We start from the raw sequence: 26,144 nt of genomic DNA, 5'->3' as shown, positions 1-26,144 counted from the left end.
TCCAGCCAGACAGGAGAAACCATGGCCACCGAAGGCGAGCTACTCGATGTCATCGTAATTGGCGGCGGGCAGTCCGCGCTGACGGTGGCCTATTTTCTCAAGCGGGCCAAGTTGTCGTTCCTGCTGCTCGACGCCGAAGAGGCTGCGGGCGGGGCGTGGCGCCATGGCTGGGACTCGCTGACGCTATTCTCACCCTCCGCATGGAGCTCGATCGCGGGCTGGCCGATGCCGCTAGTCACCGAAGGTAATCCCGATAGGGATCACGTGGTCAGCTATCTGGAGCAGTACGAGGCGCGCTACGGGTTTCCTATCGTTCGCCCCGTCAGCGTCACGGCGGTGGAGCGAACCGGGCGTGGCCTTCGTGTTCGCTCGAAGGACCGCGACTGGGAAGCCTGTGCCGTCATCAGCGCAACGGGGACTTGGAGCACACCCTATGTTCCGGTTTATCCGGGGATAGAGCTGTACCGGGGGCAGCAAATTCACTCCGCCAATTATCAGTCACCAGAGGCTCTCCAAAGAAAGCGCGTGCTGGTCGTTGGTGGTGGCAACTCGGGGGCGCAAATCTATGCGGAGCTGTCCGAGGTCGCCGACGCAACGTGGGTAACCACGGAGGAGCCGGCGTTTCTGCCTGATGATGTCGATGGCCGGGTGCTGTTCGAGCGGGCTACCGAGCGCCTCAAGGCTCAACAGGAGGGCCGGGTTATCGATGCACCGGTCGGTGGGCTTGGCGATATCGTCATGGTGCCCTCGGTGGTCCGAGCTCGCGAGCGTGGGGCCCTTCGTGCTGTAAGGCCTTTCACATCATTCACGCCAGATGGGGTCGTCTGGCCCAATGGTGAGAAAACCCAGGTCGATGCGGTGGTCTGGTGTACCGGCTTCCGGCCGGCTCTGGATCACTTGCTGGCGTTGGGCGTGCTGGATGACAACGGCAGGGTCGAGGTTGACGGGTCGCGCTCTATTTGCGAGCCGCGCCTCTGGCTGGTCGGATATGGCGACTGGACCGGACTGGCCTCGGCGACGCTGATCGGCGTCACCCGTACCGCGCGCAGCACCGTAAACGAAGTAGTGGAATACCTGAACAGCTTGGAGCAGCCGGATGCATAGCGGAATCGAGATTCGTATTGCTGGTCCAGAAGACGCTGCATCCATACAGGCTATCTACGCGCCGATTGTGCTCCACACTGCCATCTCGTTTGAAGAGGTAGCGCCGAGCGCGGAAGAAATGCGCCAGCGAATCGAGACGACGCTTCATACCTATCCATATTTTGTGGCTGTGCAGCAAGGTCGGGTGGTCGGTTATGCCTATGCTAGCCAGCATCGAGCGCGAGCGGCATATCGGTGGGCGGTAGATGTGACCGTCTACGTTGCAGAGGGGCAGCGTCGGAGTGGGATTGGCCGGCAGCTTTATGACGTTCTCCTGCCGGTTCTGAAGCAGCTAGGATATCGTTCTGCATACGCGGGTATTTCTTTACCGAACGAAGGAAGCGTGGGTCTCCATGAGCAACTCGGCTTTCAGCACATCGGTACGTTTTCGCAGGTCGGGTTCAAACTCGATGCGTGGCATGACGTGGGGTATTGGCGGTTTGATTTCGGTGGCGAGGGTTGTCGGCCTGAGGCTCCTACAAGCTTCTTATCCCAAATCCCAATGCCGCGTTAGAACATGAGGTCCATATTGAAGGGTCCATTTGAGCGGCCACTGAGCGTTTCGTCCGCAGGGCTTGAATCTGAGCTAGCGGGTTGCGAAGACACGTCGGCGGCCTAGAAGACTCGATGGAACCATCAGAGATATGATCCTTGCGATCACAACTCGAAGGTGGCCTCTATGCCATACCCCGTAAAGCCATGGGCAGAAATAGCTCAGAATTATCAGCGCGGTACCATCTTGTTGGGCAACGGCGCGAGTATCGCTGTGTCGCAGAGTTTTGCGTACCGCTCACTGCTAGAACATGTAAGGGAAAATGAGCTGCTCCAGAACGACGTGGCGCGTCTGTTCGAGTTTTTTGAGACAGAGGATTTTGAGCTAATTCTGCGGGTCGTCTGGCAAGCATCCAACGTCAACAAATCGTTGGAGATCCCAGATCAGCGTACCCACGAAGCCTACGTGCGCGTCCGGGATTGCCTGATCCAGGCAGTGCGGGATGTTCACCCTGAGTATCACCAGATCACCGATCATCTGCCGAACATGTACCGGTATCTGAAGGAGTTCGACACGGTCTTGTCGCTAAACTATGACCTGCTGGTTTACTGGACGGTGGCCTATGGTCTCAACATCCCGGACGGCCATATGTTCAAAGACTGCTTCGTCGATGGCGGGGTATTCGATGACGACTGGCGTCGATTCCGGAAGCTGTACAAGGAGCGAGTGAATACGTTGGTGTTCTACCCCCATGGCAGCTTAGCTTTATGCCGCAACAACATAGAGGAAGAGTTCAAGATCCGCGCATTGGGCGGCGGCTTGCTGGAAGCCATTCTTCAGGAGTGGAAAAACGAGCGTGTGGTACCGCTGTTTGTCAGTGAAGGAACCATGCGTCAGAAGGTAGCTTCGATTCAAAATAGCTACTACCTGTCGACTGTCTATCGAGAGGTGCTTACGGCGCCCCGGAAGACACTGACACTGTTCGGTTGGGGCCTGGGGGAGCACGACAGGCATTTGCTCAAGCGAATGAAGGGGACGGGCATTGAGCGCGTAGCCGTCTCAGTCTTTCGGGGATATCAGCCTTATTGCAACATGGCTTACCAAATCATTCAGGATGACCTGGGGCCAGTTGAGGTCGATTTCTTCGACAGTGAGAGCCCGGGCTGCTGGGTTCAACCCGAATAGCGGGCAGGACATCCACTCCTGAAATCTCAGAGGTGGCTGTAAGGCCCGTCATTACTGGGCTAGACAGTTTTTATTCTCTGGCGCATTTGTCCGAGTCAACGGTTTTGGGGGCTCGCGACAGTTTTGCGTTTCCTCCGAATCGGGCTGAAGGCCACGGAAACTGGGCCTCTTTGCGACAGTTTTAATTCTCTAAATCCAAAAGCCCTCCATATGGAGGGCTTTTTGCTTAATGATGATCAGGCAATAGCGCCCCAGGACATATGATTCGAATGCCTTGGGGAGCGAGGGGTACTGTCAGATCTGCATCGCCATGCCGTCCACATTCATCGCTGCCTGGCGCAAGGCCTCGGAGCGGGTCGGGTGGGGGTGGCAGGTCAGGGCGATGTCTTCTGCCGAGGCCGAGAATTCCATGGCCACACAGAACTCACCGATCATCTCGCTGACGCTTGGGCCCACCAGGTGCACACCTAGCACTTCATCGGTTTGGGCATCGGCGATGACTTTGGCGAAGCCTTCGGTCTCGTGGTTGATCTTGGCGCGGCTGTTGGCGGTGAAGGGGAACTTGCCGACTTTATAAGCACGCCCTTCGGCTTTGAGCTGCTCTTCGGTCTTGCCCACGGTGGCCAACTCCGGGCGGGTGTAGATCACGCCAGGGATGAGGTTGTAGTTGACCTCGTGGGGCTTGCCGGCAATACGCTCGATGCAGGCTACGGCTTCGTCTTCGGCCTTGTGCGCCAGCATCGGGCCGGAAGTGACGTCACCAATCACCCACACACCGGGCACTGAAGTGCGGTGGTGTTCGTTACCGAGCATGCCGCGCTTGTCGGTTTCCAGGCCCACGCTCTCAAGGTTCAGCCCCTTGGTATAAGGGCGGCGGCCGATAGCCACCAGCACGTAATCGGCCTGCAGCGATTCTGCGGTGCCGCCGGCAGCAGGCTCCAGCGTCAGGCTCACACCCTCGGCACTTGCAGTGGCTTGAGTCACTTTGCTGCCCAGCTTGAACACCATGCCTTGCTTGGCGAGTGCCTTTTGCAGGGTCTTGGCGGTTTCCGTGTCGGTACCTGGGCAGATGCGATCAAGGTATTCGATGACGGTGACTTGGCTGCCCAGGCGCCGCCAGACGGAACCCAGCTCAAGGCCGATCACGCCGGCACCGATGACGACCAGATGCTTGGGCACTTGCGGCAGCGACAGTGCGCCGGTCGAGTCGATGATGCGCTGGTTATCGATGGTCACCCCCGGCAGAGGGGTGGGCTCCGAGCCGGTGGCGATGACCACATCCTTGGCTTGCAGCGCAGTTTCGCTGCCGTCTTCAGCCTTTACTACAACCTTGCCGACGCCGTCCAGGCGGCCCCAACCTTTGATCCAGTCGACCTTGTTCTTGCGGAACAGGTATTCGATACCTTTGGTCAGGCCGGTCACGCTCTCGTCCTTCTGTTTCATCATCTGGGCGAGGTTAAGGGTGGGCTTTACTTCGATACCGAGGTGGGCGAACTCTTCACCGCTGGCGGCCTCGTACAGCTCGGACGCATGCAACAGTGCCTTGGAGGGCATGCAGCCCACGTTCAAACAAGTGCCGCCCAAGGTCGAGCGGCCTTCCACGCAGGCAACACTCAGGCCAAGCTGGCCAGCGCGGATGGCTGCGTTGTAGCCGCCAGGGCCACCGCCGATGATCACCACGTCATAGGATTTCATGGGTTCAACTCCAGGATGTAGAAGCGCGAGAGGGGCACAAGGTTAAGCTGAGATGCGAGAATTGTATACAATCTGCTGTATGGATAAGATCAGTTGGTTCTAGACCTTGGTCTCGTTTAGAGGAAACCTCCCACCAATGAACTACTCTGATCCGACGACGTTCGAAATATCAGGCGTTGTAGCCAGAAACGGATAGGGAGGGTTGTTCATGCTCGCGCAACTTCCACCTGCACTGCAGAGCCTGCATCTGCCGCTGCGGCTGAAATTGTGGGACGGTAACCAGTTCGATCTGGGGCCTAGCCCGCAGGTCACCATCCTGGTCAAAGAGCCACAGTTGATCAGCCAGTTGACGCACCCGAGCCTGGAGCAGTTGGGCACAGCGTTCGTCGAAGGCAAGCTGGAGCTGGAAGGCGACATCGGTGAAGCCATCCGGGTATGTGATGAGCTGAGCGAGGCGCTGTTGCCTGATTTTGAAGAGGCTTCGCCGGCGCGGCTTGCTCACGACAAAAGCACTGACGCTGAAGCCATTTCCTATCACTACGATGTTTCCAACGCGTTCTATCGGCTGTGGCTGGATCAGGACATGGCCTATTCGTGCGCCTACTTTCGCGAGCCTGATAACACGCTCGATCAGGCACAGCAGGACAAGTTCGACCACCTGTGTCGCAAGTTGCGCCTCAATGCCGGCGACTACCTGCTGGACGTGGGCTGTGGTTGGGGTGGCCTTGCGCGCTTCGCTGCACGGGAATATGACGCCAAGGTATTCGGCATCACCTTGAGCAAGGAGCAGCTCAAGCTTGGCAGGCAGCGGGTCAAGGCCGAAGGGTTGGCCGACAAAATCGACCTGCAGATTCTCGACTACCGTGACCTGCCTCAAGACGGTCGCTTCGACAAGGTTGTCAGCGTTGGTATGTTCGAGCATGTCGGGCATGCCAACCTGGCGCTGTATTGCCAGAAACTGTTCGGCGCCGTGAGGGAAGGGGGGCTGGTGATGAACCACGGGATCACCGCCAAGCATGTCGATGGCCGCCCGGTCGGACGTGGCGCAGGTGAGTTCATCGACCGCTACGTGTTCCCCCATGGCGAGCTGCCTCACCTGTCGATGATCAGCGCCAGCCTCTGCGAAGCGGGACTGGAGGTCGTAGACGTGGAAAGCCTGCGCCTGCACTACGCCAAGACCCTGCATCACTGGAGCGAAAACCTGGAGAATCAGCTGCACAAGGCGGCGGCGCTGGTGCCGGAAAAAACCCTGCGCATCTGGCGCCTGTACCTTGCAGGTTGTGCCTATGCCTTTGAGAAGGGCTGGATCAACCTGCACCAGATCTTGGCAGTGAAGCCATACGCCGACGGGCACCATGACCTGCCCTGGACGCGCGAAGATCTGTATCGCTAAGCATGTAGATGCGGATTTTGTGGGAGCGGCCTTGTGTCGCGAGAGGGCCGCAAGGCCGCTCCCACACTCATACTGCTTAGCTTAAAGGATTGGCGAAATCAGCCGTGCAATCCGCATCCCCAACTGCTGCAGTCGATGAGTGTCCAGGCTGTCCTCCGCAGTGATTTCCCGCGACTGTTCAAAGTCATTGATCAGCATCTTCTCCACCTGGTCGGCGAAGCTGCGGTCGACGGTGAGCAGGGTGATCTCGAAATTCAGACGGAACGAGCGGTTGTCCAGGTTGGCACTGCCGATCGCGCTGACATCATCGTCCACCAGCACCACCTTTTGATGCAGGAAGCCCGGCTGATAGCGGAACATGCGCACACCCGCGCGCACCGCTTCGAAGGCGAACAGGCTTGAGGCGGCATAGACCACACGATGGTCTGGTCGTGACGGGATCAGCACGCGTACATCGACCCCACGCAGCACCGCCAGGCGCAAGGCGGCGAACACCGCCTCGTCCGGGATGAAGTAGGGACTGGTGATCCACACCCGGCGGGTGGCGGAGTGGATTGCTTCGAGGAAGAACAGCGAGCAGGTTTCCTGCGGGTCGGCCGGGCCGCTGGCCAAGGCCTGGCACAGCACGCCGTTGTCCGGGTAGGTATCCGGCAGGATCAGCGGCGGTAGCTGGCGCGTGGCCCAGTACCAGTCTTCGGCGAACGACTCCTGCAGGCAGGCCAGCACCGGCCCGCCGATCTGCGCATGGGTGTCGCGCCAAGGGGAAAGCTTCGGGTGCTCACCGAGGTATTCATCGCCCACGTTGTGCCCGCCGATGAACCCAATCAGGCCATCCACTACCACGATCTTGCGGTGATTGCGGAAGTTTACCTGGAAGCGGTTGAACCAACCGCGGCGGGTGGCGAAGGCATGAATCTGCACACCGCCGTCGCGCAGCTGCTGGCTGTAGCGGGCTGGCAAGGCATGGCTGCCGACGCGGTCATAGAGCACGAATACCTGCACCCCTTCGGCGGCCTTACGGAGCAGCAGTTGTTGCAGTGCCTTGCCGAGGTTGTCGTCATGGATGATGAAGAACTGCACCAGCACCACATCGCGGGCTTTGTCGATGGCGGCGAAGATGGCATCGAAGGTGGCCTTTCCATCGATCAGCAACTTCACCTGGTTGTTCGCCAGGCAGGGCATGCGGCCCAGCTTGGGCATGGCGCGCAGGGCTGTGTAGCTTTCTGATTCCCGGGCGGTGAGGGCTTCTTCCACCCAAGGCCGCCAGTTGAGATTGGCCATGGCCACGTGCATTTCCTGGTTGGCCTGGCGCCTGGCCTTGATGTAGGCATAGAACGAGCGGGCGCCGAAGATCAGGTAGGGGATCAAGGTAAGGTAGGGGATGAAAAACAAGGGCATGGCCCAGGCGATGGCGCCTTGGGCGGTACGCACGGTAAAGATCGCGTGCAGCGCGGCGACGATACCCAGTAAGTGAATCAGTCCGAGTAGGTAACCAAAAAAGTAGGGGCTGTGGTAATCCATATGCATCCTGCTTGCCGAGTACACTTGAGGTAACAGAACACGTTCCCGGTCCGCCTTGCAACCTGAAGGTGGGTTTGGCGTCCAAGTTTCAGCCCGGCCCGCTTGGCCGGTTTTTTCAGGAGCGATCGTCCATGAAGATTCGTCTGCCACTGTTGGCGTTGGCCCTGGCCATGAGCAGCCCACTGGTGCATGCCCAGATGCTGCAACCAGGTTTGTGGGAGCTGACCACCAGCAATATGCAGGTCGATGGCAAACCGTTACCCGACATGCAGTTCATGCTCGGTCAGTTGAAAAATCTACCGCCAGAGCAACGCGCGATGATGGAGGGGGTATTGGCGAAACAGGGGGTAACTGTCGGTGGCAATGGTGTGCGTTCGTGCCTGACGCCAGAGCAGGTGGCCACCAACGATATCCCACTGCAGGATCCGAAATCGGGCTGCACTCAAAAGATTACCGACCGTACCGGTAATGTGTGGAAGTTCCAGTTCAGCTGCCCCAAGGCACAAGGTACTGGCCAGGCTACCTTCCTCAGCGACCGGGAGTTCACTACTCAGGTCAGTGGTACCTTCAACGCTTCGGGTGTGCAGCAGCAAGGCAGCATGAACACCCGTGCGGTGTGGCTAGGTAATGACTGTGGCACGGTCAAACCGCGCAGCTGACGTCCCATTGCCATTGGCTGGTAGCGACGGCGTCGTGGGCATGCAGGCTTTCTGCATGTTCCACGCGTAGCTTGAAGGCCGTGCTCCATTCCATTTGCCGCAGTGAGTGGTGCAGGCGTCGTGCGGCGTCTTCGCAGAACATCAGGTTCTGCCCGTTGGCCAAGGCGAAGGCTTGTTCGTCTGCACGTTTCACAGCAGTCTGCACAGCGGTCCCCAAGCTTCCCTCTACGCAGTTAATCAATTCGGTGATGGGTAGATCATGCTGAGTGCCGCGCAGCCGTACCTGAATTTGCGCGGTACTGCGTTGGCTATGGGGCGTCGCCACAATGCCTTTGGCGCTACCCAGCCACTGCAATATGGCGGATTTTTCGACCTGCTGCTCGCTGAAATCGTCCAGGAACTGCTGCTGAATCAGTTGCCGTGCAAGTGCAGCCGAGCACGGGCAGGTGGAGGAGTACGGAACGGAAACAGATAGTTCCACGTGGAACATTTCATTTTCTATCCTTGCATCGACTGTTACCGCATAGCTTTTCCAGCCTGCCAATGGGCTGATCAAAGCCGGCCGTTTCAGCATGTGCTCGAAGCGCAGGCGCAGGTAGGCTGCCGAAGAAAGGCCCTCATGGCTGCTCAGGAAATCAGCCAGTAGCCGCCTGATTGCCAGCGGAGTGAGGGGCTGGTGCTCCAATGTCTCAAGGGCAAGGTAAAGCCGCGACATATGGATACCGCGTGAACTGCCGTCAACCAGGCTTACGCCTGCATCGATTTTGGCGGCTGCGGTGCGCCCTTCGAATTGCACAGGCAAGGCGATGCCGCACATGCCCACCCAGTCCAAAGGCAAGGTGTACTCCAGGGCTTGTGCTGCGATGTCGGGGAGCTTGAGCTGGGTCATCTGGCTTTCCAAACAAAAAGAGGCATCAGTGGCAAGCGCCGATCAGGCTGCAATGCAGCTTGAAGCGCTGCCCACTGGAGCTGGATACGCGGTTCAGAGTGGTCCAGCCAACGCGACGGCTGTAACCCACCCAGGCTTCGCCATCGCTGGCCAGGCCGGTAAAAAAGGTCAACGTGCCATAGCGGCTGTTGGTTTGTGCCCATAGGCGCCGGCTGGTGAAGTCGTAGCCGCGCAGGTAGAACATATTTCCTTCGCTGCGCACGCTGTAATAGCTGCCTTTGCCGTCCTGGCAGGCAAGCAGTGTCGCGCTGCGTGTACACATCGCCATCGGGCTGTTCTTTGGCATGGCGAAAAGCGAAGTAGGCATGGCGAGCAACAGCAACACCATGGCGCGCAGCAGATTCATTTTTCATCCCCGGTGAATACTCGTCTGTCGAGAACGGCTTGGCGAAATTGTATTGTTACTTTATAACATTGTGCAATGCATCGTTTCGAATGCGCTCGCCTGAAGAGGTTTCGCCATGTCCAATCGTCTCCCTGTCACCGTGCTGTCTGGCTTCCTTGGCGCCGGCAAGAGCACTTTGCTCAACCATGTGCTGCGTAACCGCGACCACCTGCGGGTCGCGGTCATCGTCAACGACATGAGTGAAATCAACATCGACGCCAGCGAGGTGCAGCGCAACGTCAGCCTCAACCGCGCTGAAGAGAAACTGGTCGAGATGAGCAACGGCTGCATCTGCTGCACACTGCGTGAAGACCTGCTCGAAGAGGTTGCGCGGCTGGCCGAAGAAGGCCGCTTCGATTATTTGCTCATCGAGTCCACGGGTATCTCGGAGCCGCTGCCGGTTGCCGAGACGTTCACGTTTCGCGACGAGCAGGGCCGCAGCCTTTCCGACATGGCGCGGTTGGATACCATGGTCACTGTGGTCGATGGCCTGAATTTTTTACGCGATTACCAGGCAGCAGACAGCCTGGCCAGCCGTGGTGAAACCTTGGGCGAAGAGGACGAGCGGTCGATCAGTGATCTGCTGATCGAGCAGGTGGAGTTCGCCGATGTGTTGTTGCTGAGCAAGATCGACCTGATCAGCCAGCACGAGCGCGAAGAACTCATGGCCATTTTGCGCAGCCTCAACGCCCGGGCGCAGATCGTGCCCATGGTCATGGGCCAGGTGCCGCTGGCGCGCATTCTGGACACTGGCCTATTCGACTTCGACCAGGCTGCTCAAGCGCCGGGCTGGTTGCAAGAATTGCGCGGCGAGCATGTGCCGGAGACTGAAGAGTACGGCATCGCGGCCACGACCTGGCAGGGGCGGCGGCCACTTCATCCACAGCGCTTTTTTGATTTTATCCACAAGCCCTGGAGCAATGGTCGGCTGCTGCGTTCGAAGGGTTTTTTCTGGTTGGCCAGCAAGTACCAGGAAGCCGGTAGCTGGTCCCAGGCAGGTGGCATGATGCGCCATGGGCTGGCGGGCCGTTGGTGGCGTTTCGTGCCGCGCGAGCAGTGGCCCCAGGATGTGGATAACACTGCCGATATCTTGAAACACTGGCACGCCGAAACCGGTGACTGCCGGCAGGAATTAGTGTTCATTGGTCAGAATATCGACTTCAAAAAGTTATCCACACAGCTTCAGGCCTGCTTGTTGACGGATGAAGAAATGGAGTTGGGGCCTATGGGCTGGTTGCGTCTGGCTGATCCATTTGGCCCTTGGCACGAGGAGGCAGCAGCATGAACCAGGCGCTCAAGCCTGTGGATATCTTCCAGGTGTTTGGCGAAACGCCGCTGGTGTTGACCGACGTGCTGCAGGACGGCGTGAACCTGGCGGTCTGGCGCCGGCGCTTGCCGCCACAGCTGGAGGATTTTGCCGAGCTGGTAGTCAGCCTTGGGCAACCCCTGTCAGATCAGTGGGTAATCGATGTGGACGAGCAGCAGATGCCGGTTTTGTCGGATTTGCTACGCGAAGCGGCGGACCTGCAGGGTTACGAAGCGTTCGTGGCCGATGTAGCCTGGCTGGTGGCGGCATATACCTGCCTGGTTGGCGCGCGGCGGGTCGGTTTGCGCCTGCGGGTGCTGACCGGGCCCATGTGCCCGCGCTTTCATGTGGATAACGTGCCGTTGCGATTGCTCACCACCTATGCGGGCCCGGGTAGCGAGTGGTTGCGGGAGCAGGAGAGCCCACGCGGGGAGTTACACACAGCTCAAGTGCCTGTGAATAACATTCAGAAACTGCACGTCGGTGAAGTGGCTGTACTCAAGGGCGAGAAGTGGCAGGGCAACGAAGGTGCAGGGCTGGTGCACCGCTCGCCCTCGGGCCAGCAAGGGCGCCTGCTGCTCAGCCTTGACTGGCTAGCCTGACGGCGCATAGTGAGCCTTCACCCCGCCTGAAGCCATCCCATGCTGCAGAACATTCCCACCCATGTCATTGCCGGCCCCCTGGGCGCCGGCAAGACCACCCTGATACGCCATCTGCTGGCCCAGCGCCCGCGCAACGAACGCTGGGCGGTCTTGATCAACGAATTCGGCCTGGTTGGCCTGGATGCGGCGTTGCTCAGCCGTGACGAAGATGGCATCGCCATCGGCGAGGTTGCAGGTGGCTGCCTGTGTTGTGTCAACGGCATGCCGTTTCAGGTGGGCCTGGGCCGGTTGTTGCGCAAATCCCGGCCTGACCGGCTGTTTATCGAGCCGTCTGGCCTGGGTCACCCGTTGCAGCTGCTTGCTCAGCTGAAACAGGCTCCGTGGGCTGGAGTGCTGACAATTCAGCCATTGTTGATGGTTGTCGATGCGCAATCCATGGCGCGAAACGAGCCGCTTCCGGACGCCCAACAGCAAGCTTTCAACGTGTCTGAATACGTGCTTTTCAACAAGTCGGAGGCTGTGGATGAAAAATCTAAGTTGTTGATAACTAATAAATTTAACGACAAGAATGTGATGTGGTCGGTACAGGGCCAGGTGCCGCTATCAAGCCTTCCTGGCGCCCTGGTAGAGATTGTCGACAGCCCATTTCAGGAAAACCAGATTGTCGACAATCTTGGGGGAGCCCCAACAATATTGTGGACAGACCCCAGCCAGCCGATCTGTCTTGCGCAGGAGGGGGAGGGAGGTTGGAGCATTGGCTGGCGCTGGCATCCCGCACAGCAGTTTTATCCACAGCGCCTACTGGCGTTCTTGCGGACCTTGCCATGGCGGCGTGCCAAAGGGGTTATCCACAGCGTGGAAGGTTGGCAATCATTTAATGGGCTCAAGGGTGACATGCCGATATGGCAGCCCAGTGAATGGCGCAGGGATAGCCGTATCGAGCTGATTTTTGATCAGCCGCAATCGCAACCCACGCTGCAAGCGGGGTTGAGCGAATGCCGCGTCAGCTGATCAGTTGCGCCAGCGATTGTGTTCCTGACGCCACTGCTGCATCTCGATGACATTGTCGGTGCGTGGTGGTGTCTTGATTTCAAACGGGTAGGGCGCCAGCTCGATCTGCACGCTGTGCGCGCCGAACTGGGTCACAGTACCCGGGTGGCGTTGCTCGCCGGTGACGGTGAACTCAAAGGCATAGATGCGTGCCAGGCGCTTGCGGCCATTGGCGTCACGGACAAAGGCGATGCGCTTGAGTGCGACGGCATCGTCGAGCAGCTCGAGGTCGAGCTTGGCACAGTGCTGTTTGACCCGTTCCAGGGCTTTTTCGCGCAACCCATGGTTGTGCCACAACCAGCCGCCTGCCGTGGCCAACAGCATCAGGACGAAGACGTTCTCCAGGGTCAACATTTGCATATGCTCCAAACAGGTAGATCCAGCTTAACTGCGTCCCTGGCCTGTCGTACAGGTGGCAATCGAGTTCATACTGCGCTGCGCACAATCCTTGAAACAGCTTTGGAAACCTCCCGCATGAAACGTACCCCGCACCTGCTCGCCATTCAGTCCCATGTGGTGTTCGGCCACGCCGGCAACAGCGCCGCGGTGTTTCCCATGCAGCGTATCGGGGTCAATGTCTGGCCGCTCAATACCGTGCAGTTCTCCAATCACACACAGTATGGCCAGTGGGCGGGTGAAGTGCTTGCCCCGGCGCAAATTCCTGCGTTGGTGGAAGGTATTTCCAATATTGGCGAGCTGGGTCACTGCGATGCTGTGCTTTCCGGCTACCTGGGCAGTGCCGAGCAGGGGCGGGCGATCCTGGCTGGCGTCGAGCGGATCAAGGCGGTGAACCCAAAGGCTCTGTATCTGTGTGACCCGGTCATGGGGCACCCGGAGAAGGGCTGCATCGTGCCGCCGGAGGTGAGCGAGTTCCTGCTCGACGAGGCGGCGGCCCGGGCCGACATCCTGTGCCCCAACCAGCTGGAACTGGACAGCTTCTGTGGGCGCCGCGCACAGTCGCTGGAGGATTGCGTGAACATGGCGCGCAGCCTGCTGCAGCGTGGCCCGCAGGTGGTACTGGTCAAGCACCTGGTTTACCCCGGGCGGGCCGAAGACCAGTTCGAAATGCTGCTGGTGACTGCCGAGCACAGCTGGCACCTGCGCCGCCCGCTGCTGGCGTTCCCGCGGCAGCCGGTGGGGGTGGGTGACCTGACCTCAGGCCTGTTCCTGGCGCGTGTGCTGCTCGGCGACAGCTGGGTGCAAGCCTTCGAATTCACCGCTGCAGCCGTGCATGAGGTGCTGCTGGAAACCCAGGCCTGCGCCAGCTACGAACTACAACTGGTGCGGGCCCAGGACCGCATCGCCCATCCGCGGGTGCGCTTTGAGGCGCAGCCGCTGGCGCTTTAGATCGCGTCGGTTTTCAGGTCCTGGTAGCGCTTCTCAAGCTCTTGGCGGATCTGCCGACGCTGCTGGCCTTGCAGGAAGCGGCGCTTTTCTTCGCTGCTGTGCGGCTGGCGCGGCGGCACCGGCACCGGGCGGCGGTTGTCGTCGACCGCGACCATGGTGAAGAAGCAGCTGTTGGAGTGGCGCACCGAGCGCTCGCGGATGTTCTCGGTCACCACTTTGATGCCGACTTCCATCGATGTATTGCCGGTGTAGTTGACCGACGCCAGGAAGGTCACCAGTTCACCCACGTGCACGGGCTCGCGGAAGATCACCTGGTCGACCGACAGGGTCACCACATAGCTGCCGGCATAGCGGCTGGCGCACGCATAGGCCACTTCGTCGAGGTACTTGAGCAGGGTGCCGCCATGTACGTTGCCAGAAAAGTTGGCCATGTCCGGGGTCATCAGGACGGTCATGCTCAGCTGGGCGTTTCCAGGTTCCATAGTGTGCTCACGGTGAGGTTGCGCTGAATCGGGCGAATGGGGGGCGTTATCTGCTGACACTTCTGTTCCCCTCTTTTGAATTTGCCTTGTTGGTACGGGACGTTGGCTGACGCGCCATCGTCACGCTGATCATGCCATCAGCGGCGCTTTTCCAGCCGATCTGTTTCTGCATATTGCACCGGCTTTTTGCGGCGGGGTGCGATGTTAACCTGAGTACGCCCATGCAACATGGGCATTCCTGCATTCAATACAGTATGTACTTGCTGCTCGCTCAGGTTTGCCTTGGCAGAGGAGCGGTCTGCCCAGGCATTCAAAAAAAAGACGAGAAAAGGAGTATCACGCCATGCATGCCATCAGCTTTATCCAGGACCTGGCAGTCATCATGCTGGTCGCTGGCGTGGTCACCATTCTCTTTCACCGCCTCAAACAGCCCGTCGTACTGGGCTATATCGTCGCCGGCTTCATCATCGGCCCGCATACCCCGCCATTCGGCCTGATCCATGACGAAGAAACCATCAAGACCCTTGCTGAACTGGGAGTAATCTTCCTGATGTTCTGCCTGGGGCTCGAATTCAGTCTGCGTAAGCTTTTCAAGGTTGGTGCCACGGCGTTCATCGCGGCCTTCCTGGAAATCGTGCTGATGATCTGGATCGGCTTCGAGATTGGCCGCTGGTTCGGCTGGAACACCATGGATTCGCTATTCCTCGGCGCGATCCTGGCCATTTCCTCGACCACCATCATCGTCAAGGCACTGAATGACCTGAAGATGAAGAACGAGCGCTTTGCCCAGTTGATCTTCGGCGTGCTCATCGTGGAGGACATCCTTGGTATCGGCATTATTGCCCTGCTGTCAGGCATCGCTGTCAGCGGCACGGTCAGCTCGGGCGAAGTGTTCTCCACAGTGGGCAAGCTGTCACTGTTCATGATCGTTGCCTTGGTTATCGGGATTCTGCTGGTGCCGCGGCTGCTGGCCTATGTGGCCAAATTTGAAAGCAACGAAATGCTGCTGATTACCGTGCTTGGCCTGTGCTTCGGCTTCTGCCTGTTGGTGGTAAAGCTGGAATACAGCATGGTGCTGGGCGCCTTCCTGATTGGCGCGATCATGGCCGAATCACGTCAGTTGCTGAAGATCGAACGCCTGATCGAGCCGGTACGCGACCTGTTCAGTGCCATCTTCTTTGTCGCCATCGGCCTTATGATCGACCCACAAGTGCTCGTCGATTACGCCTGGCCGATCGTGGTCATCACCCTGGCGGTGGTATTGGGCAAAATGCTCTCCTGCGGCATGGGGGCGTTCATTGCCGGTAATGACGGGCGCACATCGCTGCGGGTGGGCATGGGGCTTTCGCAGATTGGCGAGTTTTCCTTCATCATCGCCGCGCTGGGCATGACGCTGCAGGTGACCAGCGACTTCCTTTACCCGGTGGCGGTCGCGGTATCGGCAATTACCACGCTGCTGACGCCCTATCTGATCCGTGCGGCCGACCCGCTGTCGCAGAAACTTGGCAATGTGGTGCCCAGCCGCCTGGCGCGGGTGCTTTCGTTGTATGGCGAGTGGTTGCGCAATATACAGCCGCAGGGCGAGAGCGCCATGCTGGCGGCGATGATCCGGCGCATCCTGTTGCAGGTGGGGGTGAACCTGGCGCTGGTGATCGCCATTTTCTTCAGTGGTGGTTACTTTGCAGAGCGCATCGGCAACTGGCTCAGTGAGTGGGTCAGCGATGCCAGCCAGCAGAAGGCGGTTATCTGGGGCGCGGCGTTGTTGCTGTCGCTGCCCTTCCTGATCGCTGCCTATCGCAAGCTCAAGGCACTGTCGATGCTGCTGGCAGAAATGGGCGTGAAGCCGGAAATGGCCGGGCGCCATACCCAGCGAGTGCGCCGGGTGATCGCCGAGGTTATCCCGCTGTTGTCGCTGCTGGTGATTTTCCTGCTGCTGTCGGCATTGTCGGCGAGCATTCTGCCCACCAACGAGTTGCTGTTGGTCATTGCCGTGGTGGCGGCGGTGGTGGTGGCCTTGCTGTGGCGCTGGTTCATCCGCGTGCACACGCGCATGCAGATCGCCTTGCTGGAGACGCTGGAAAACAGTCGCGAGAATACGCACTGAAGGGCGCAATGCTCCCTGAGCAAGATTTCATCGTCGTTCGCGGGGACTGAGCGGTAGCAATGTCGCCAGGCGCAGAAAGCCTGGCGATTCTAGCCACATTGATGGCACCGGGCCGTAAACTTCCTGTGCCTGTACCGGCCTCTTCCCGGGCTTGCCCGCTTCCACAGGTACCCCACAGGAGCTGGAGGCGATGGTGTTCCTGTGGGGGCAGAGATTGAAATCAGCTCTCCAGCCAGACATCCCGCGCCCAGTGCCACACTGATTCCCAGCTGTCTTCACCGGCAATTTCCTCTTCGGCGTCCCACAGCACCACGGTGCCGTCTTCTTCGACGCAGTAGTAGTTGTCGCCATCCTGGCACAGCGGAATCAGGTCACGCGGCACGCCGGCGTCCCAGGCGTTGGCGGCAACGTCAGGCAGGTAGGTGTGCGATTGTGGGTCGGTGACGGTTACCGGCTCCAGCAAGCCATACACCACGTCGCTGACGGTCAGTAGAAACTCTTTGAACACGAACGGTATGTTGATGAACAGCTCTTCTTCGATTTCGACCAGCTGGTCCTCGTCGGGAAGCTCAAGGGGCACCGGCACTGGCTGATTGGCTTCACGGAGTTGTTCGATCACTTCTTCCACGGTTCACTTCCTCTGACCTAGATGACAACGCTGCGCGTTATACCCTAGTAGGCCACTCTGGCAAAAGCAAAAACCCCGGGACAGGCCCGGGGTTTTTTATGTAGCACGCAGCGGTTAGCCGTTTTGACGGATACCGGCCACCAGCCAAGGCTGGTTCTCGCCTGGGGCGCGAACCATGTGCCAGCTTTCGCTGAACACTTCGCCCTGGTCGAAGCGCGAGGTTTTCGACACGCCGCGGAAGGTCAAGGTGGCGTCCGTGCGGTCGGCGCGGTCGTCGATACCGTCCAGCTGTACTTCGAGGTTGTCGATGTAGGTGGCCTGGAAGCCGTCACCCAGCTCAGCACGCTCACGCTTGAGGAACTCGAGCATTTGCGGGGTAACGAACTCGCTGATCTTGTCCATTTCGTTGGCATCCCAGTGCTGCTGCAGCGACTGGAAGTGGTTACGGGCGGCAGCCAGGAAGCTTTGCTCGTTGAACCAGGCCGGGGCGTTGATCACCGGAGCGGCGGCAGGTGCGGCCGAACCACCAAAGACCGATGGCTGTGCTGGCTGGTTGTGGGCTTCACGCTGCATCGGCGCATGGCCTGGCATAGCCATTTGCGGCTGCTGCTGGCGGCGGCGCGCTGCAATGAAGCGGAACACCAGGAAGGCGATGAGCGCCACGATCAGGAAGTCCATGATCTGGAAACCTTCGAAACCGTCGCCCATGAACATGGACGCCAGCAGTCCACCGGCGGCCAGGCCGGCCAGTGGGCCCAACCAGCGCGAAGCACCGCTGGCGGCAGCCGGGGCACGGCCAGGTGCGGTCGGTGCGGCTGCAGGCGTGGTTGGCGTGGCTTGGCGGGTCTGGTGGATAGGCGCGGAGCCCGAGCTCTTGCCGCCGCCGAAACGTTTGGCGTTGGCGTCCAGGCTCAGCGTCAGGCCGACGCAGAGCGCCAGTGCGATGCTAAGAAAACGTTGCATAAGTGGGATATCCCCTGTTGTGGATTGCACGCGCGTCATGTTGCACAGGTTCCCGTGCACATGACCAGTGACATAGTGTTTCGAGCTTTTGCCTGAATGTTACAAGGCCGCCCGGCAGAGCGGCCCAGTACATCAGATGGCTTCGAGCTTCGCATACCCCAGCATCAGCCACTTGCTGCCTTCGGCAAAATTCACTTGTACCCGTGCCTGGGCGCCCGAACCCTCGAAGTTGAGGATCACGCCTTCGCCAAACACCGCATGTTGCACGCGCTGGCCGAGGTTGAACGCCGTCTGTGGAATATTGGCATTGGCAAACAGGTTACTGTTGGTGGCCGTCTTGGCCCCACTGAACGGGCGACTGACGCTGTTGGACAGACGCACCTCCTGAATAAGGCCTGCGGGAATTTCACGTACGAAACGCGACACCTTATTGTAGGTTTCGCTGCCATACAGGCGACGTGTTTCGGCGTAGGTCATGACCAGCTGGCGCATAGCCCGTGTAATTCCCACATAGGCCAGGCGGCGCTCCTCTTCCAGGCGGCCGGGTTCTTCCAGGCTCATCTTGTGCGGGAACAGGCCTTCTTCCATGCCCACCAGAAACACATACGGGAACTCCAGGCCTTTGGCGCTGTGCAAGGTCATCAGCTGGACGCTGTCTTCATGCTCATCGGCCTGGGTATCGCCGGCTTCCAGCGAGGCATGGCCGAGGAAGGCCGAAAGCGGCGAGAGATCGGCGTCTTCTTCGGTGGACTCGAAGTTGCGCGCCGCGCTGACCAGTTCCTCGAGGTTTTCTACCCGTGCCTGGCCCTTTTCACCCTTTTCTTCCTGGTGATAGGTGATCAGCCCGGATTGTTCGATGGTGGTCTGGGTCATGGTATGCAGCGGCATGTCCGTGACCTTCGTGGCCAACCCCTCGATCAGCTCGATGAAGGCACCCAGAGCGCTGGCGGCGCGGCCTTTCAGCGCCTTGGCAGCCAACAGCTGGCACATGGCTTCCCACATCGACACCTGGCTGTGGCGGGCATGCTCGCGGATGGCTTCGACGGTTTTCTCGCCAATGCCGCGTGGCGGCACGTTGATCACTCGCTCCAGGGCCGCATCGTTGCCACGCCCTTCGATCAGCCGCAGGTAAGCCATGGCGTTCTTGATTTCGGCGCGCTCGAAGAAGCGCTGGCCACCATAGATACGGTACGGGATACGCTCGCGCAGCAGGGCCTCTTCCAGCACCCGCGATTGGGCGTTGGAACGGTAGAGAATGGCGATTTCGTTACGCGCATTGCCCTGCTTGACCAGGCTTTCGATGGTTTCCACCACGTAGCGCGCTTCGTCGTGCTCGTTGTAGGCCGCGTACAGCGTCAGCGGTTCGCCTTCACCCATGTCAGTCCACAGTTCCTTGCCCAGGCGCCCGCTGTTGTTGACGATCAGGGCGTTGGCAGCCTTGAGGATGCCGCCGGTGGAGCGGTAGTTCTGCTCCAGGCGGATCATTTCGGCGTCGGGGAAGTCGGCGGTGTACTGGTGAATGTTCTCGATTTTGGCGCCGCGCCAGCCGTAGATCGACTGGTCGTCGTCGCCCACCGCCATCAGGCTGGCACCACCGCGCGCCAGCAGGCGCAGCCAGGCGTACTGCACGGCGTTGGTGTCCTGGAACTCGTCTACCAGTACATGCTGGAAGCGCCGCTGGTAGTGCTCAAGCAGGCCCGGGTGGTCGCGCCACAGGTCCAGTGCACGCAGCAACAGTTCGGAGAAGTCGATGACCCCCGCGCGCTCACAGGCCTGTTCGTAGGCGGTATACACCTCGCGCATGGTCGCCAGGAACAGGTCGCCCCCCGCCTGTATATGCTGCGGGCGCAGGCCTTCATCCTTCTGCCCGTTGATGAACCACTGGGCCTGGCGTGCCGGCCACTTCTGCTCGTCCAGCCCCAGTTCGCGCATGACCCGCTTGATCAGGCGCTGCTGGTCATCGCTGTCGAGGATCTGGAAGTTCTGCACCAGCCGTGCTTCCTGCCAGTGGGCCCGCAGCAGGCGATGGGCCAGCCCGTGGAAGGTACCGACCCACATGCCTGCCGGGTTGATCCCCAGCAGTTGCTCGATCCGATGGCGCATTTCTGCCGCAGCCTTGTTGGTGAACGTCACCGACAGGATTGAGTGCGGCGATGCTTGTTCCACCTGGATCAGCCAGGCGATGCGATGCACCAGCACGCGGGTTTTACCGGAGCCGGCGCCAGCAAGCACCAGTTGACGCCCGAGCTTGGCCGCGACGGCCTGGCGTTGAGCATCGTTGAGGGAGTTCAGCAGGAGGGAGAGGTCATCTGTGTGCATCGGGCCATTCTAGGGCGGGGCAAGTGCCGGGTAAATGGTACTGTATAAATAATCACCCTCTTACGCTGCCGTTCATCAGTGCAGCCCGGTTGCAGCAGTGGGCCGGCCGAACCTGATCACGTCCTCGTTCTGCCGGCCTGGTGCTTAAGGCGCTACTCAGGGGGTCTCAGTCGATGGTCACGATTTTCAGCCTGCCCTCGCAGCCCTGGATTTCCAGGTCGGTCCAGGGGCTGATGCCCGCTTGCTCGTAGGCAACCGGCTTGGTCGTCATCACAGCCATGGAGGGGGAGTCAGGCTCAATCAGATCAAGACGAAGCACTTCCCAACCGCCGCGGTGGCGGGGGGATGGGGTGCTCAGTACCGGTTCGATTCCTGGATTGGCGACCGTTACGGTGCCGAACACGCGAAACGCCTCCTTGCCGGGGCGCTTGTCGTTGATTGCTACGAAGTTGTCGATGTCGATTGTCATGATTTGAGCCTCTGATGAAAGATGGGGTGCCTCGCGGGGCACGCACCACTTTCATATCGCGCAGGCCAGACTGAAATCGGGAACGGCTTCAGCTATGCCAGGCTCTTCCGCGGTGGGCCAGCAGGCTGTTGGCCTGCTCCGGACCGTTGTTGCCAGCCGGATAGTGGCGCGGCGCCTGGAAGTGTTCTTCCCAGCCCTTGAGGATCGGGTCGATCCAGGCCCAGGCTGCTTCCACTTCGTCACGCCGCATGAACAGCGTGGAATCGCCCTCCAGGATATCCAGCAGCAGGCGTTCGTAAGCGTCCCAGCGGCGGGTCTGGCCGAACACCTGCGCCAGGTTGAGGTTCAGGTCCACCGGCTCCAGCCGCATACCTTTGCCTGGGCTCTTGGTCATCATGCGCAGGCTGATGCGCTCATCTGGTTGCAACTGGATCAACAGTTGGTTGACCTGACCACCGCTGAACAGCTCGTGGGGTACAGGCTTGAACTGAATGACGATCTGCGACGAACGCCGTGCCATGCGTTTGCCCGTGCGCAGGTAGAAGGGCACACCTGCCCAGCGCCAGTTGTCGATGTGCGCTTCGATGGCCACGAAGGTTTCTGTATCGCTGTCGTTGTCGACGTCCTTTTCGAAGTAATAGGCAGGCACCTCCTGGCCGCCGATGTGTCCGGCACCGTACTGACCGCGCACGGTCTTGTCCTGCACGTCCTGGCCGGTGATCGGTTTGAGGGCCCGCAGTATCTTCACTTTTTCGTCGCGCACCGCTTCAGCCTCGAACTGCGCAGGCGGCTCCATGGCCACCAGGCACAACAGCTGCAGCAGGTGGTTCTGCAGCATGTCGCGGGTTGCCCCGGCACGGTCGTAATAGGCGCCGCGGTTCTCTACCCCGAGGGTCTCGCAAACGCTGATCTGGACGTGGTCGACCTGATTGTTGCGCCACACCGGCTCCAGCAGGGCATTGGCGAAGCGCAGGGCCATCAGGTTCTGCACGGTTTCCTTGCCCAGGTAGTGGTCGATGCGAAAGACCTGGTTTTCGTCGAACACTGCGCCAATCGCTTGGTTGATGGCGGTGGCCGAGGCCAGCGAGTGGCCAATCGGTTTTTCCAGCACGATACGCGCTTCGGGGTCGGCCAGGCCGGCGTTGCGCAGGTGGTTGGCAATTGGCACGAACAGGTTGGGAGCGGTGGCCAGGTAGAAGATGCGCGTCAGCCCGCCGGGCTCGCCCAGGTAGCGTGCCAGGCGGCCGAAGTCGGCACTTTGCGAAGCATCCATGGCGAAATAGTCCAACCGGGCGGAAAACCGCTGCCAGACCTCTTCGTCGAAGTCACTGCGAGCAATTTGTGCCCGGCAGTGGCGTTCGGCGAGCTTGAGGTAGTCGTTACGTGGCAGGTTGCGCCGCGCCAGCGCGATGATGCGCACAGCATTGTTCAGGCGGGCCTCGCGGAACAGGTGGTAGAGCGCGGGAAGCAACTTGTGCAGCGCCAGATCGCCGGTGCCACCGAACACCAGAATGTCGCAAGGAATAGTCAAACCGCCACTCTCCACGTTCGTTTAACTGGGCGGGTTGGCGTCCATGTAGTATAACTACAAGAAAGCTACAACCCGGCCAGCCGATCATAACCGAGTCCAGCCCGTGAATCTGTTGCAACACATTGCCCAATCGCGCCACTTGCTGCGCAAATCGGAACTCAAAGTGGCCGACCACGTGCTGCTCGACCCGGCTGCGGTCATGCACAGCTCCATGGCCGACCTGGCGCACAGCGTGGGTATCAGTGAACCGACCATCGTGCGTTTCTGCCGGGCAATCGGTTGCTCGGGGTTCCAGGACCTGAAATTGAAGCTGGCGCAGAGCCTGGCCGCCGGGGCCAGTTTTGGCCAGTTCGCGATCCATGAAGATGACTCGGTTGCCGACTACAGCCTGAAGATTTTCGACACCACCCTGCACACGCTGATGGAAGTGCGCGAGCACCTCGACCCGCATGCGCTGCAACAGGCCGTGAGCGCCATGGCCCAGGCGCAACGCGTGGAGTTCTATGGCTTTGGCGCATCCGGCGCGGTAGCGGCGGATGCCCAGCACAAGTTCTTCCGCCTGCTGCTCAGTGCGGCCGCGTATTCCGACCCGCACATGCAGGCGATGTCCGCGGTTACCTTGAGGCCTGGGGATGTGGCGGTGTGCATTTCCCAGTCGGGCCGTTCCAAGGACCTGCTGATTACCGCCAATCTGGTGCGTGAGAGCGGTGCCAACCTTATTACCTTGTGCCCAAGCCAGACGCCGTTGGCCGAGCTGTCGACCGTGAACCTGGCAATCGACGTGCATGAGGACACCGAAATCTACACCCCGCTGACCTCGCGTATCGCCCACCTGGTGGTGATCGATGTGCTGGCCATGGGCGTGGCCATGGCGCGCGGCCCGAGCCTGGTCAACCACCTGAAGAGCGTAAAGCGCAGCTTGCGCAGCCTGCGTTTGTCGCCCAAGTCGATCAAGGCTACAGACGACTGAATCCAACCTGTAGCGGCCTCTTCGCCGGCTTGCCCGCTCCCACAGCAATTGCACCGATTAAAAAGGTGCACAGTACCTGTGGGAGCGGGCGAGCCCGCGAAGAGGCCGCTACAGGCAGTAAAAATTCACGATTCTGTCACCATCCCACAGCCAAACCGTAAACCTTCAAGGCCAGTCTGAAAGTCCCGCATCCTATCTGGGAGACAGGCAATGGCACGTGACCACGACGGTATCTACCAACCCAACGCCAAGGCTCGCAAGCAGCAGGAAAAGGATCAGCGCCGCATGGAATACCGCCGCGCGATCGAGACCTATTGCGACCAACGTCAACTGCTGCGCGAGCTGGTGGACTACCCCGAGTTGCAAGCACTTACAGTGTGGCAGTCTTCAGTGGCAACTTCCCCGAAAAACGCTCAACAAGCGCACTGATCAGCGCACGTTCGCTGCGGATGAACGCCAGAAACGCCAAGGCCACCGGCGACTGCCGCTTGGCCTTGGCCTGCACCACGCACCAACTGCGGTACAGCGGCAGCTCTTCTACCGGTAACTCTTTCAGTGCGCCTGTGGCCAGTTCCAGATTGACCGCATGGCGAGTCAGCAGGGCAATCCCCAGGCCGGCGATCACACACTCGCACTGGGCATCGGCCGAGGCCACTTCCAGGGTCTGGGTGAAATGCACGCGCTTGTCCTTGAAGTACTCCTCGCAGGCCTTGCGTGTGCCTGAACCCTGCTCGCGTACCAGCAAGGTATGAGGCTCCAGGTCTTGCAGGCGCAATTGCTCCAGCTTGCACAGCGGATGCTCAGGCGGCGCCACTGCGATGATCGGGTTGTTGAGGAACGGCAGAAATTCCAGGCCCATGTCCTGCGGCACCATCGACATGATGATCAGGTCGTCGCGGTTGTCCGAAAGGCGGCGGATGGCTTGGGCGCGATTGACCACCGTCAGGGTCAGATTGACCTCCGGGTGACGTTGCTTGAAGGCGGCGAACAGGTGTGGCACGAAGTACTTGGCGCTGGACTCGATCGCCAGTTTCAGCTGCCCTTGCAGTGAGCCCTGCATGTCCGACAGCTGCATGTCCAGGCTCTCGAGGCGGCCGAATATATCGCGGCTGGCACGTTGCAGCGCCTCGGCCGCTTCGGTCAGGTACAGCTTCTTGCCCACGTACTCGAACAACGGCTGCCCAATCAGCTCTTCGAGCTGACGAATCTGTAGACTAACGGCGGGTTGCGTCAGGGACATTTCTTCCGCTGCACGGCTGTACGAGCGCAAATCACACACCTCATTGAAGATCTGCAATTGACGCAAAGTCATACGCATCAAGGACTTACGCATTTATAACCCGCCCTTCGGCAATACCTTGTTACCGCACTATAAGCTTTTGCTAATACTGCATCTAACAAATATTGATTTTTGTTTATCGACCTACAGCGCTAGGGTGAATACGCGACTGGCCAGCAACGCCTGGTCACGCGCCGACCGGTAGAACCGGCTCGACTGTTCCTACGGCTTTGGGAAGACTCCAGTGATAAAAAAAATCCTGATCGCCAACCGAGGTGAAATCGCAGTTCGGATCGTGCGTGCCTGCGCCGAGATGGGCATACGCTCGGTAGCGATCTATTCCGACGCCGACCGGCATGCCTTGCACGTCAAGCGCGCCGACGAAGCACACAGCATTGGCGCCGAGCCGCTGGCCGGGTACCTGAACCCGCGCAAGCTGGTGAACCTGGCTGTGGAAACCGGCTGTGATGCCCTGCACCCGGGCTATGGTTTCCTATCGGAAAACGCTGAACTGGCAGAGATCTGCGCTGAACGCGGGATCAAGTTCATCGGCCCGGCCGCCGACGTCATTCGCCGCATGGGCGACAAGACCGAAGCGCGCCGCACCATGATCGCCGCTGGTGTGCCGGTAACCCCGGGTACCGAAGGCAACGTTGCCGATATTCATGAAGCCCTGAGCGAAGGTGAGCGCATCGGTTACCCGGTGATGCTCAAGGCCACCTCCGGTGGTGGCGGCCGCGGTATTCGCCGTTGCAACAGCCGCGAAGAGCTGGAGCAGAACTTCCCGCGAGTGATTTCCGAAGCCACCAAAGCCTTTGGTTCGGCCGAAGTGTTCCTGGAAAAGTGCATCGTCAACCCCAAGCACATCGAGGCACAGATCCTCGGTGACAGCTTCGGCAACGTGGTGCACCTGTTCGAGCGTGACTGCTCTATCCAGCGCCGTAACCAGAAGCTCATCGAAATTGCCCCAAGCCCACAGCTCACACCCGAGCAGCGCGCCTACATCGGCGACCTGGCGGTGCGTGCGGCCAAGGCGGTGAACTACGAGAACGCCGGTACCGTGGAGTTCCTGCTCGCCGATGGCGAGGTGTACTTCATGGAAATGAACACCCGGGTGCAGGTGGAACACACCATCACCGAGGAAATCACCGGTATCGACATTGTCCGTGAGCAGATTCGCATCGCCTCGGGCTTGCCGCTGTCGGTCAAGCAAGAAGACATCCAGCACCGCGGTTACGCGCTGCAGTTCCGCATCAACGCCGAAGACCCGAAGAACAACTTCCTGCCCAGCTTCGGCAAGATCACTCGTTACTACGCCCCCGGTGGCCCGGGCGTACGTACCGATACAGCGATCTACACCGGCTACACCATTCCGCCGTTCTACGACTCCATGTGCCTGAAACTGGTGGTGTGGGCGTTGACCTGGGAAGAGGCCATGGACCGCGGCCTGCGAGCCTTGGACGACATGCGTGTGCAAGGGGTGAAGACCACTGCCGCCTATTACCAGGAAATTCTGCGCAACCCGGAATTCCGTAGCGGGCAGTTCAATACCAGCTTCGTCGAAAGCCACCCTGAACTGACCAACTACTCGATCAAGCGCAAACCCGAAGAGCTGGCCTTGGCCATCGCCGCCGCCATCGCCGCCCACGCAGGCCTGTGAGGAAACCTATA

At 59.9% G+C, this 26,144-nt stretch carries 25 protein-coding genes; 13 read left to right on the top strand and 12 right to left on the bottom strand.

Translation table 11 applies throughout. From position 1 onward, the window contains the following. The first annotated feature begins 21 nt into the window (after positions 1-21). The 3 genes from LU684_RS08300 (at position 22) to LU684_RS08290 (ending at position 2,821) form a co-directional block, all read left to right on the top strand. Positions 22-1,104: an ArsO family NAD(P)H-dependent flavin-containing monooxygenase gene (locus LU684_RS08300; protein WP_095116278.1), complete on the top strand. Its 1,083-nt coding sequence runs from the start codon at positions 22-24 to the stop codon at positions 1,102-1,104. Further along, on the top strand, positions 1,097-1,657 hold the full coding sequence (locus tag LU684_RS08295; protein ID WP_095116274.1) for an arsinothricin resistance N-acetyltransferase ArsN1 family B: 561 nt from the start codon (positions 1,097-1,099) through the stop codon (positions 1,655-1,657). Before LU684_RS08300 ends, LU684_RS08295 begins: the two co-directional genes overlap by 8 nt. Positions 1,658-1,822: 165 nt before the next feature. Beyond that, positions 1,823-2,821 carry a DUF4917 family protein gene (locus LU684_RS08290; RefSeq protein ID WP_095116272.1) on the top strand — a complete coding sequence of 333 codons (999 nt, stop codon included), beginning with the start codon at positions 1,823-1,825 and terminating at the stop codon, positions 2,819-2,821. Positions 2,822-3,115: 294 nt separating this feature from the next. Here the strand turns inward: LU684_RS08290 and lpdA are convergent, their stop codons facing one another. Next, positions 3,116-4,516: a dihydrolipoyl dehydrogenase gene (lpdA, locus tag LU684_RS08285; RefSeq protein WP_016489887.1), complete on the bottom strand. Its 1,401-nt coding sequence runs from the start codon at positions 4,514-4,516 to the stop codon at positions 3,116-3,118. A gap of 208 nt (positions 4,517-4,724) precedes the next feature. Between lpdA and cfaB the strand changes: the two genes are divergently transcribed. Further along, on the top strand, positions 4,725-5,909 hold the full coding sequence (gene cfaB / locus LU684_RS08280; protein WP_232894452.1) for a C17 cyclopropane fatty acid synthase CfaB: 1,185 nt from the start codon (positions 4,725-4,727) through the stop codon (positions 5,907-5,909). An 81-nt stretch (positions 5,910-5,990) separates the two neighbouring features. Here the strand turns inward: cfaB and cls are convergent, their stop codons facing one another. Beyond that, a complete protein-coding gene (gene cls / locus LU684_RS08275) occupies positions 5,991-7,430 on the bottom strand; it encodes a cardiolipin synthase (protein ID WP_232894451.1) in 1,440 nt (479 codons plus the stop codon). 131 nt (positions 7,431-7,561) lie between these two features. Here cls and LU684_RS08270 point away from each other — a divergent pair, with 131 nt between their 5' ends. Further along, on the top strand, positions 7,562-8,089 hold the full coding sequence (locus LU684_RS08270) for a DUF3617 domain-containing protein (protein WP_016489884.1): 528 nt from the start codon (positions 7,562-7,564) through the stop codon (positions 8,087-8,089). On the opposite strand, the gene folE2 is transcribed toward LU684_RS08270, so the two are convergent. After that, complete coding sequence (gene folE2, locus LU684_RS08265; protein ID WP_210667635.1) at positions 8,073-8,978, bottom strand: GTP cyclohydrolase FolE2; 906 nt, start codon at positions 8,976-8,978, stop codon at positions 8,073-8,075. The two genes, LU684_RS08270 and folE2, sit on opposite strands and share 17 nt — an antisense overlap. A gap of 25 nt (positions 8,979-9,003) precedes the next feature. Beyond that, positions 9,004-9,384: a hypothetical protein gene (locus LU684_RS08260; RefSeq protein ID WP_060519732.1), complete on the bottom strand. Its 381-nt coding sequence runs from the start codon at positions 9,382-9,384 to the stop codon at positions 9,004-9,006. A 115-nt stretch (positions 9,385-9,499) separates the two neighbouring features. Here LU684_RS08260 and zigA point away from each other — a divergent pair, with 115 nt between their 5' ends. From zigA to LU684_RS08245, 3 genes are read left to right on the top strand one after another with little or no spacing between them, the layout of a single operon-like run. After that, positions 9,500-10,708, top strand: coding sequence for a zinc metallochaperone GTPase ZigA (zigA, locus tag LU684_RS08255; protein ID WP_232894450.1), 1,209 nt, complete (start codon positions 9,500-9,502; stop codon positions 10,706-10,708). Beyond that, positions 10,705-11,331 (top strand): DUF1826 domain-containing protein, encoded by a 627-nt coding sequence (locus tag LU684_RS08250; protein WP_102688992.1) that lies wholly within the window; start codon positions 10,705-10,707, stop codon positions 11,329-11,331. Before zigA ends, LU684_RS08250 begins: the two co-directional genes overlap by 4 nt. Positions 11,332-11,370: 39 nt before the next feature. After that, positions 11,371-12,342 (top strand): CobW family GTP-binding protein, encoded by a 972-nt coding sequence (locus tag LU684_RS08245; RefSeq protein WP_232894449.1) that lies wholly within the window; start codon positions 11,371-11,373, stop codon positions 12,340-12,342. Here LU684_RS08245 and LU684_RS08240 read toward each other — a convergent pair whose 3' ends face one another. Next, the gene (locus LU684_RS08240) at positions 12,343-12,735 is read right to left on the bottom strand and encodes a DUF3301 domain-containing protein (protein WP_016489878.1); all 393 of its coding nucleotides are present in this window, start codon (positions 12,733-12,735) and stop codon (positions 12,343-12,345) included. Between the two features lie 120 nt (positions 12,736-12,855). Here LU684_RS08240 and pdxY point away from each other — a divergent pair, with 120 nt between their 5' ends. Then, positions 12,856-13,728 (top strand): pyridoxal kinase PdxY, encoded by an 873-nt coding sequence (pdxY, locus tag LU684_RS08235; RefSeq protein WP_016489877.1) that lies wholly within the window; start codon positions 12,856-12,858, stop codon positions 13,726-13,728. On the opposite strand, the gene LU684_RS08230 is transcribed toward pdxY, so the two are convergent. Next, positions 13,725-14,210 (bottom strand): acyl-CoA thioesterase, encoded by a 486-nt coding sequence (locus tag LU684_RS08230; protein WP_003253263.1) that lies wholly within the window; start codon positions 14,208-14,210, stop codon positions 13,725-13,727. The two genes, pdxY and LU684_RS08230, sit on opposite strands and share 4 nt — an antisense overlap. A 343-nt stretch (positions 14,211-14,553) precedes the next feature. Between LU684_RS08230 and LU684_RS08225 the strand changes: the two genes are divergently transcribed. Next, a complete protein-coding gene (locus tag LU684_RS08225; protein ID WP_016489875.1) occupies positions 14,554-16,314 on the top strand; it encodes a cation:proton antiporter in 1,761 nt (586 codons plus the stop codon). A 220-nt stretch (positions 16,315-16,534) separates the two neighbouring features. Here the strand turns inward: LU684_RS08225 and LU684_RS08220 are convergent, their stop codons facing one another. The 5 genes from LU684_RS08220 to zwf all read right to left on the bottom strand — a co-directional run bounded on the left by LU684_RS08220 (position 16,535) and on the right by zwf (position 22,224). Further along, positions 16,535-16,942 carry an SMI1/KNR4 family protein gene (locus tag LU684_RS08220; RefSeq protein ID WP_232894448.1) on the bottom strand — a complete coding sequence of 136 codons (408 nt, stop codon included), beginning with the start codon at positions 16,940-16,942 and terminating at the stop codon, positions 16,535-16,537. Positions 16,943-17,056: 114 nt separating this feature from the next. Then, positions 17,057-17,905, bottom strand: coding sequence for a Tim44 domain-containing protein (locus tag LU684_RS08215; protein WP_016489873.1), 849 nt, complete (start codon positions 17,903-17,905; stop codon positions 17,057-17,059). A gap of 132 nt (positions 17,906-18,037) precedes the next feature. Continuing rightward, entirely contained in the window at positions 18,038-20,224 is a 2,187-nt protein-coding gene (gene uvrD, locus LU684_RS08210; protein WP_016489872.1) for a DNA helicase II, read from the bottom strand. A gap of 166 nt (positions 20,225-20,390) precedes the next feature. After that, positions 20,391-20,693: a hypothetical protein gene (locus tag LU684_RS08205; RefSeq protein WP_016489871.1), complete on the bottom strand. Its 303-nt coding sequence runs from the start codon at positions 20,691-20,693 to the stop codon at positions 20,391-20,393. An 88-nt stretch (positions 20,694-20,781) separates the two neighbouring features. Further along, positions 20,782-22,224 carry a glucose-6-phosphate dehydrogenase gene (gene zwf / locus LU684_RS08200; RefSeq protein ID WP_016489870.1) on the bottom strand — a complete coding sequence of 481 codons (1,443 nt, stop codon included), beginning with the start codon at positions 22,222-22,224 and terminating at the stop codon, positions 20,782-20,784. 103 nt (positions 22,225-22,327) lie between these two features. Between zwf and hexR the strand changes: the two genes are divergently transcribed. Both hexR and LU684_RS08190 read left to right on the top strand, forming a co-directional pair. Further along, positions 22,328-23,194, top strand: a complete 867-nt coding sequence (gene hexR, locus LU684_RS08195) for a transcriptional regulator HexR (protein ID WP_016489869.1) — start codon at positions 22,328-22,330, stop codon at positions 23,192-23,194. 210 nt (positions 23,195-23,404) lie between these two features. After that, the gene (locus LU684_RS08190) at positions 23,405-23,623 is read left to right on the top strand and encodes a PA3496 family putative envelope integrity protein (protein WP_080641095.1); all 219 of its coding nucleotides are present in this window, start codon (positions 23,405-23,407) and stop codon (positions 23,621-23,623) included. Here LU684_RS08190 and LU684_RS08185 read toward each other — a convergent pair. Beyond that, positions 23,565-24,527, bottom strand: a complete 963-nt coding sequence (locus tag LU684_RS08185) for a LysR family transcriptional regulator (protein ID WP_016489868.1) — start codon at positions 24,525-24,527, stop codon at positions 23,565-23,567. The genes LU684_RS08190 and LU684_RS08185 overlap by 59 nt on opposite strands. A 190-nt stretch (positions 24,528-24,717) precedes the next feature. Here LU684_RS08185 and LU684_RS08180 point away from each other — a divergent pair, with 190 nt between their 5' ends. Further along, positions 24,718-26,133: an acetyl-CoA carboxylase biotin carboxylase subunit gene (locus LU684_RS08180; RefSeq protein ID WP_016489867.1), complete on the top strand. Its 1,416-nt coding sequence runs from the start codon at positions 24,718-24,720 to the stop codon at positions 26,131-26,133. The last annotated feature ends 11 nt before the right edge of the window (positions 26,134-26,144 follow it).

Source organism: Pseudomonas sp. NMI542_15 (genome assembly GCF_021283425.1).
Classification (GTDB): Bacteria; Pseudomonadota; Gammaproteobacteria; order Pseudomonadales; family Pseudomonadaceae; genus Aquipseudomonas; species Aquipseudomonas fortuita.
Note: the sequence above shows the minus strand (reverse complement) of the source record. Positions and strands in the feature narration are given on the sequence as shown.

Bases quoted from the DNA above. Each gene is read 5' to 3' on its own strand.
- LU684_RS08300 (WP_095116278.1), top strand. From the start codon at position 22: ATGGCCACCGAAGGCGAGCTACTCGATGTCATCGTAATTGGCGGCGGG.
- LU684_RS08295 (WP_095116274.1), top strand. From the start codon at position 1,097: ATGCATAGCGGAATCGAGATTCGTATTGCTGGTCCAGAAGACGCTGCA.
- LU684_RS08290 (WP_095116272.1), top strand. From the start codon at position 1,823: ATGCCATACCCCGTAAAGCCATGGGCAGAAATAGCTCAGAATTATCAG.
- lpdA (WP_016489887.1), bottom strand. From the start codon at position 4,516: ATGAAATCCTATGACGTGGTGATCATCGGCGGTGGCCCTGGCGGCTAC.
- cfaB (WP_232894452.1), top strand. From the start codon at position 4,725: ATGCTCGCGCAACTTCCACCTGCACTGCAGAGCCTGCATCTGCCGCTG.
- cls (WP_232894451.1), bottom strand. From the start codon at position 7,430: ATGGATTACCACAGCCCCTACTTTTTTGGTTACCTACTCGGACTGATT.
- LU684_RS08270 (WP_016489884.1), top strand. From the start codon at position 7,562: ATGAAGATTCGTCTGCCACTGTTGGCGTTGGCCCTGGCCATGAGCAGC.
- folE2 (WP_210667635.1), bottom strand. From the start codon at position 8,978: ATGACCCAGCTCAAGCTCCCCGACATCGCAGCACAAGCCCTGGAGTAC.
- LU684_RS08260 (WP_060519732.1), bottom strand. From the start codon at position 9,384: ATGAATCTGCTGCGCGCCATGGTGTTGCTGTTGCTCGCCATGCCTACT.
- zigA (WP_232894450.1), top strand. From the start codon at position 9,500: ATGTCCAATCGTCTCCCTGTCACCGTGCTGTCTGGCTTCCTTGGCGCC.
- LU684_RS08250 (WP_102688992.1), top strand. From the start codon at position 10,705: ATGAACCAGGCGCTCAAGCCTGTGGATATCTTCCAGGTGTTTGGCGAA.
- LU684_RS08245 (WP_232894449.1), top strand. From the start codon at position 11,371: ATGCTGCAGAACATTCCCACCCATGTCATTGCCGGCCCCCTGGGCGCC.
- LU684_RS08240 (WP_016489878.1), bottom strand. From the start codon at position 12,735: ATGTTGACCCTGGAGAACGTCTTCGTCCTGATGCTGTTGGCCACGGCA.
- pdxY (WP_016489877.1), top strand. From the start codon at position 12,856: ATGAAACGTACCCCGCACCTGCTCGCCATTCAGTCCCATGTGGTGTTC.
- LU684_RS08230 (WP_003253263.1), bottom strand. From the start codon at position 14,210: ATGGAACCTGGAAACGCCCAGCTGAGCATGACCGTCCTGATGACCCCG.
- LU684_RS08225 (WP_016489875.1), top strand. From the start codon at position 14,554: ATGCATGCCATCAGCTTTATCCAGGACCTGGCAGTCATCATGCTGGTC.
- LU684_RS08215 (WP_016489873.1), bottom strand. From the start codon at position 17,905: ATGCAACGTTTTCTTAGCATCGCACTGGCGCTCTGCGTCGGCCTGACG.
- uvrD (WP_016489872.1), bottom strand. From the start codon at position 20,224: ATGCACACAGATGACCTCTCCCTCCTGCTGAACTCCCTCAACGATGCT.
- LU684_RS08205 (WP_016489871.1), bottom strand. From the start codon at position 20,693: ATGACAATCGACATCGACAACTTCGTAGCAATCAACGACAAGCGCCCC.
- LU684_RS08190 (WP_080641095.1), top strand. From the start codon at position 23,405: ATGGCACGTGACCACGACGGTATCTACCAACCCAACGCCAAGGCTCGC.
- LU684_RS08185 (WP_016489868.1), bottom strand. From the start codon at position 24,527: ATGCGTAAGTCCTTGATGCGTATGACTTTGCGTCAATTGCAGATCTTC.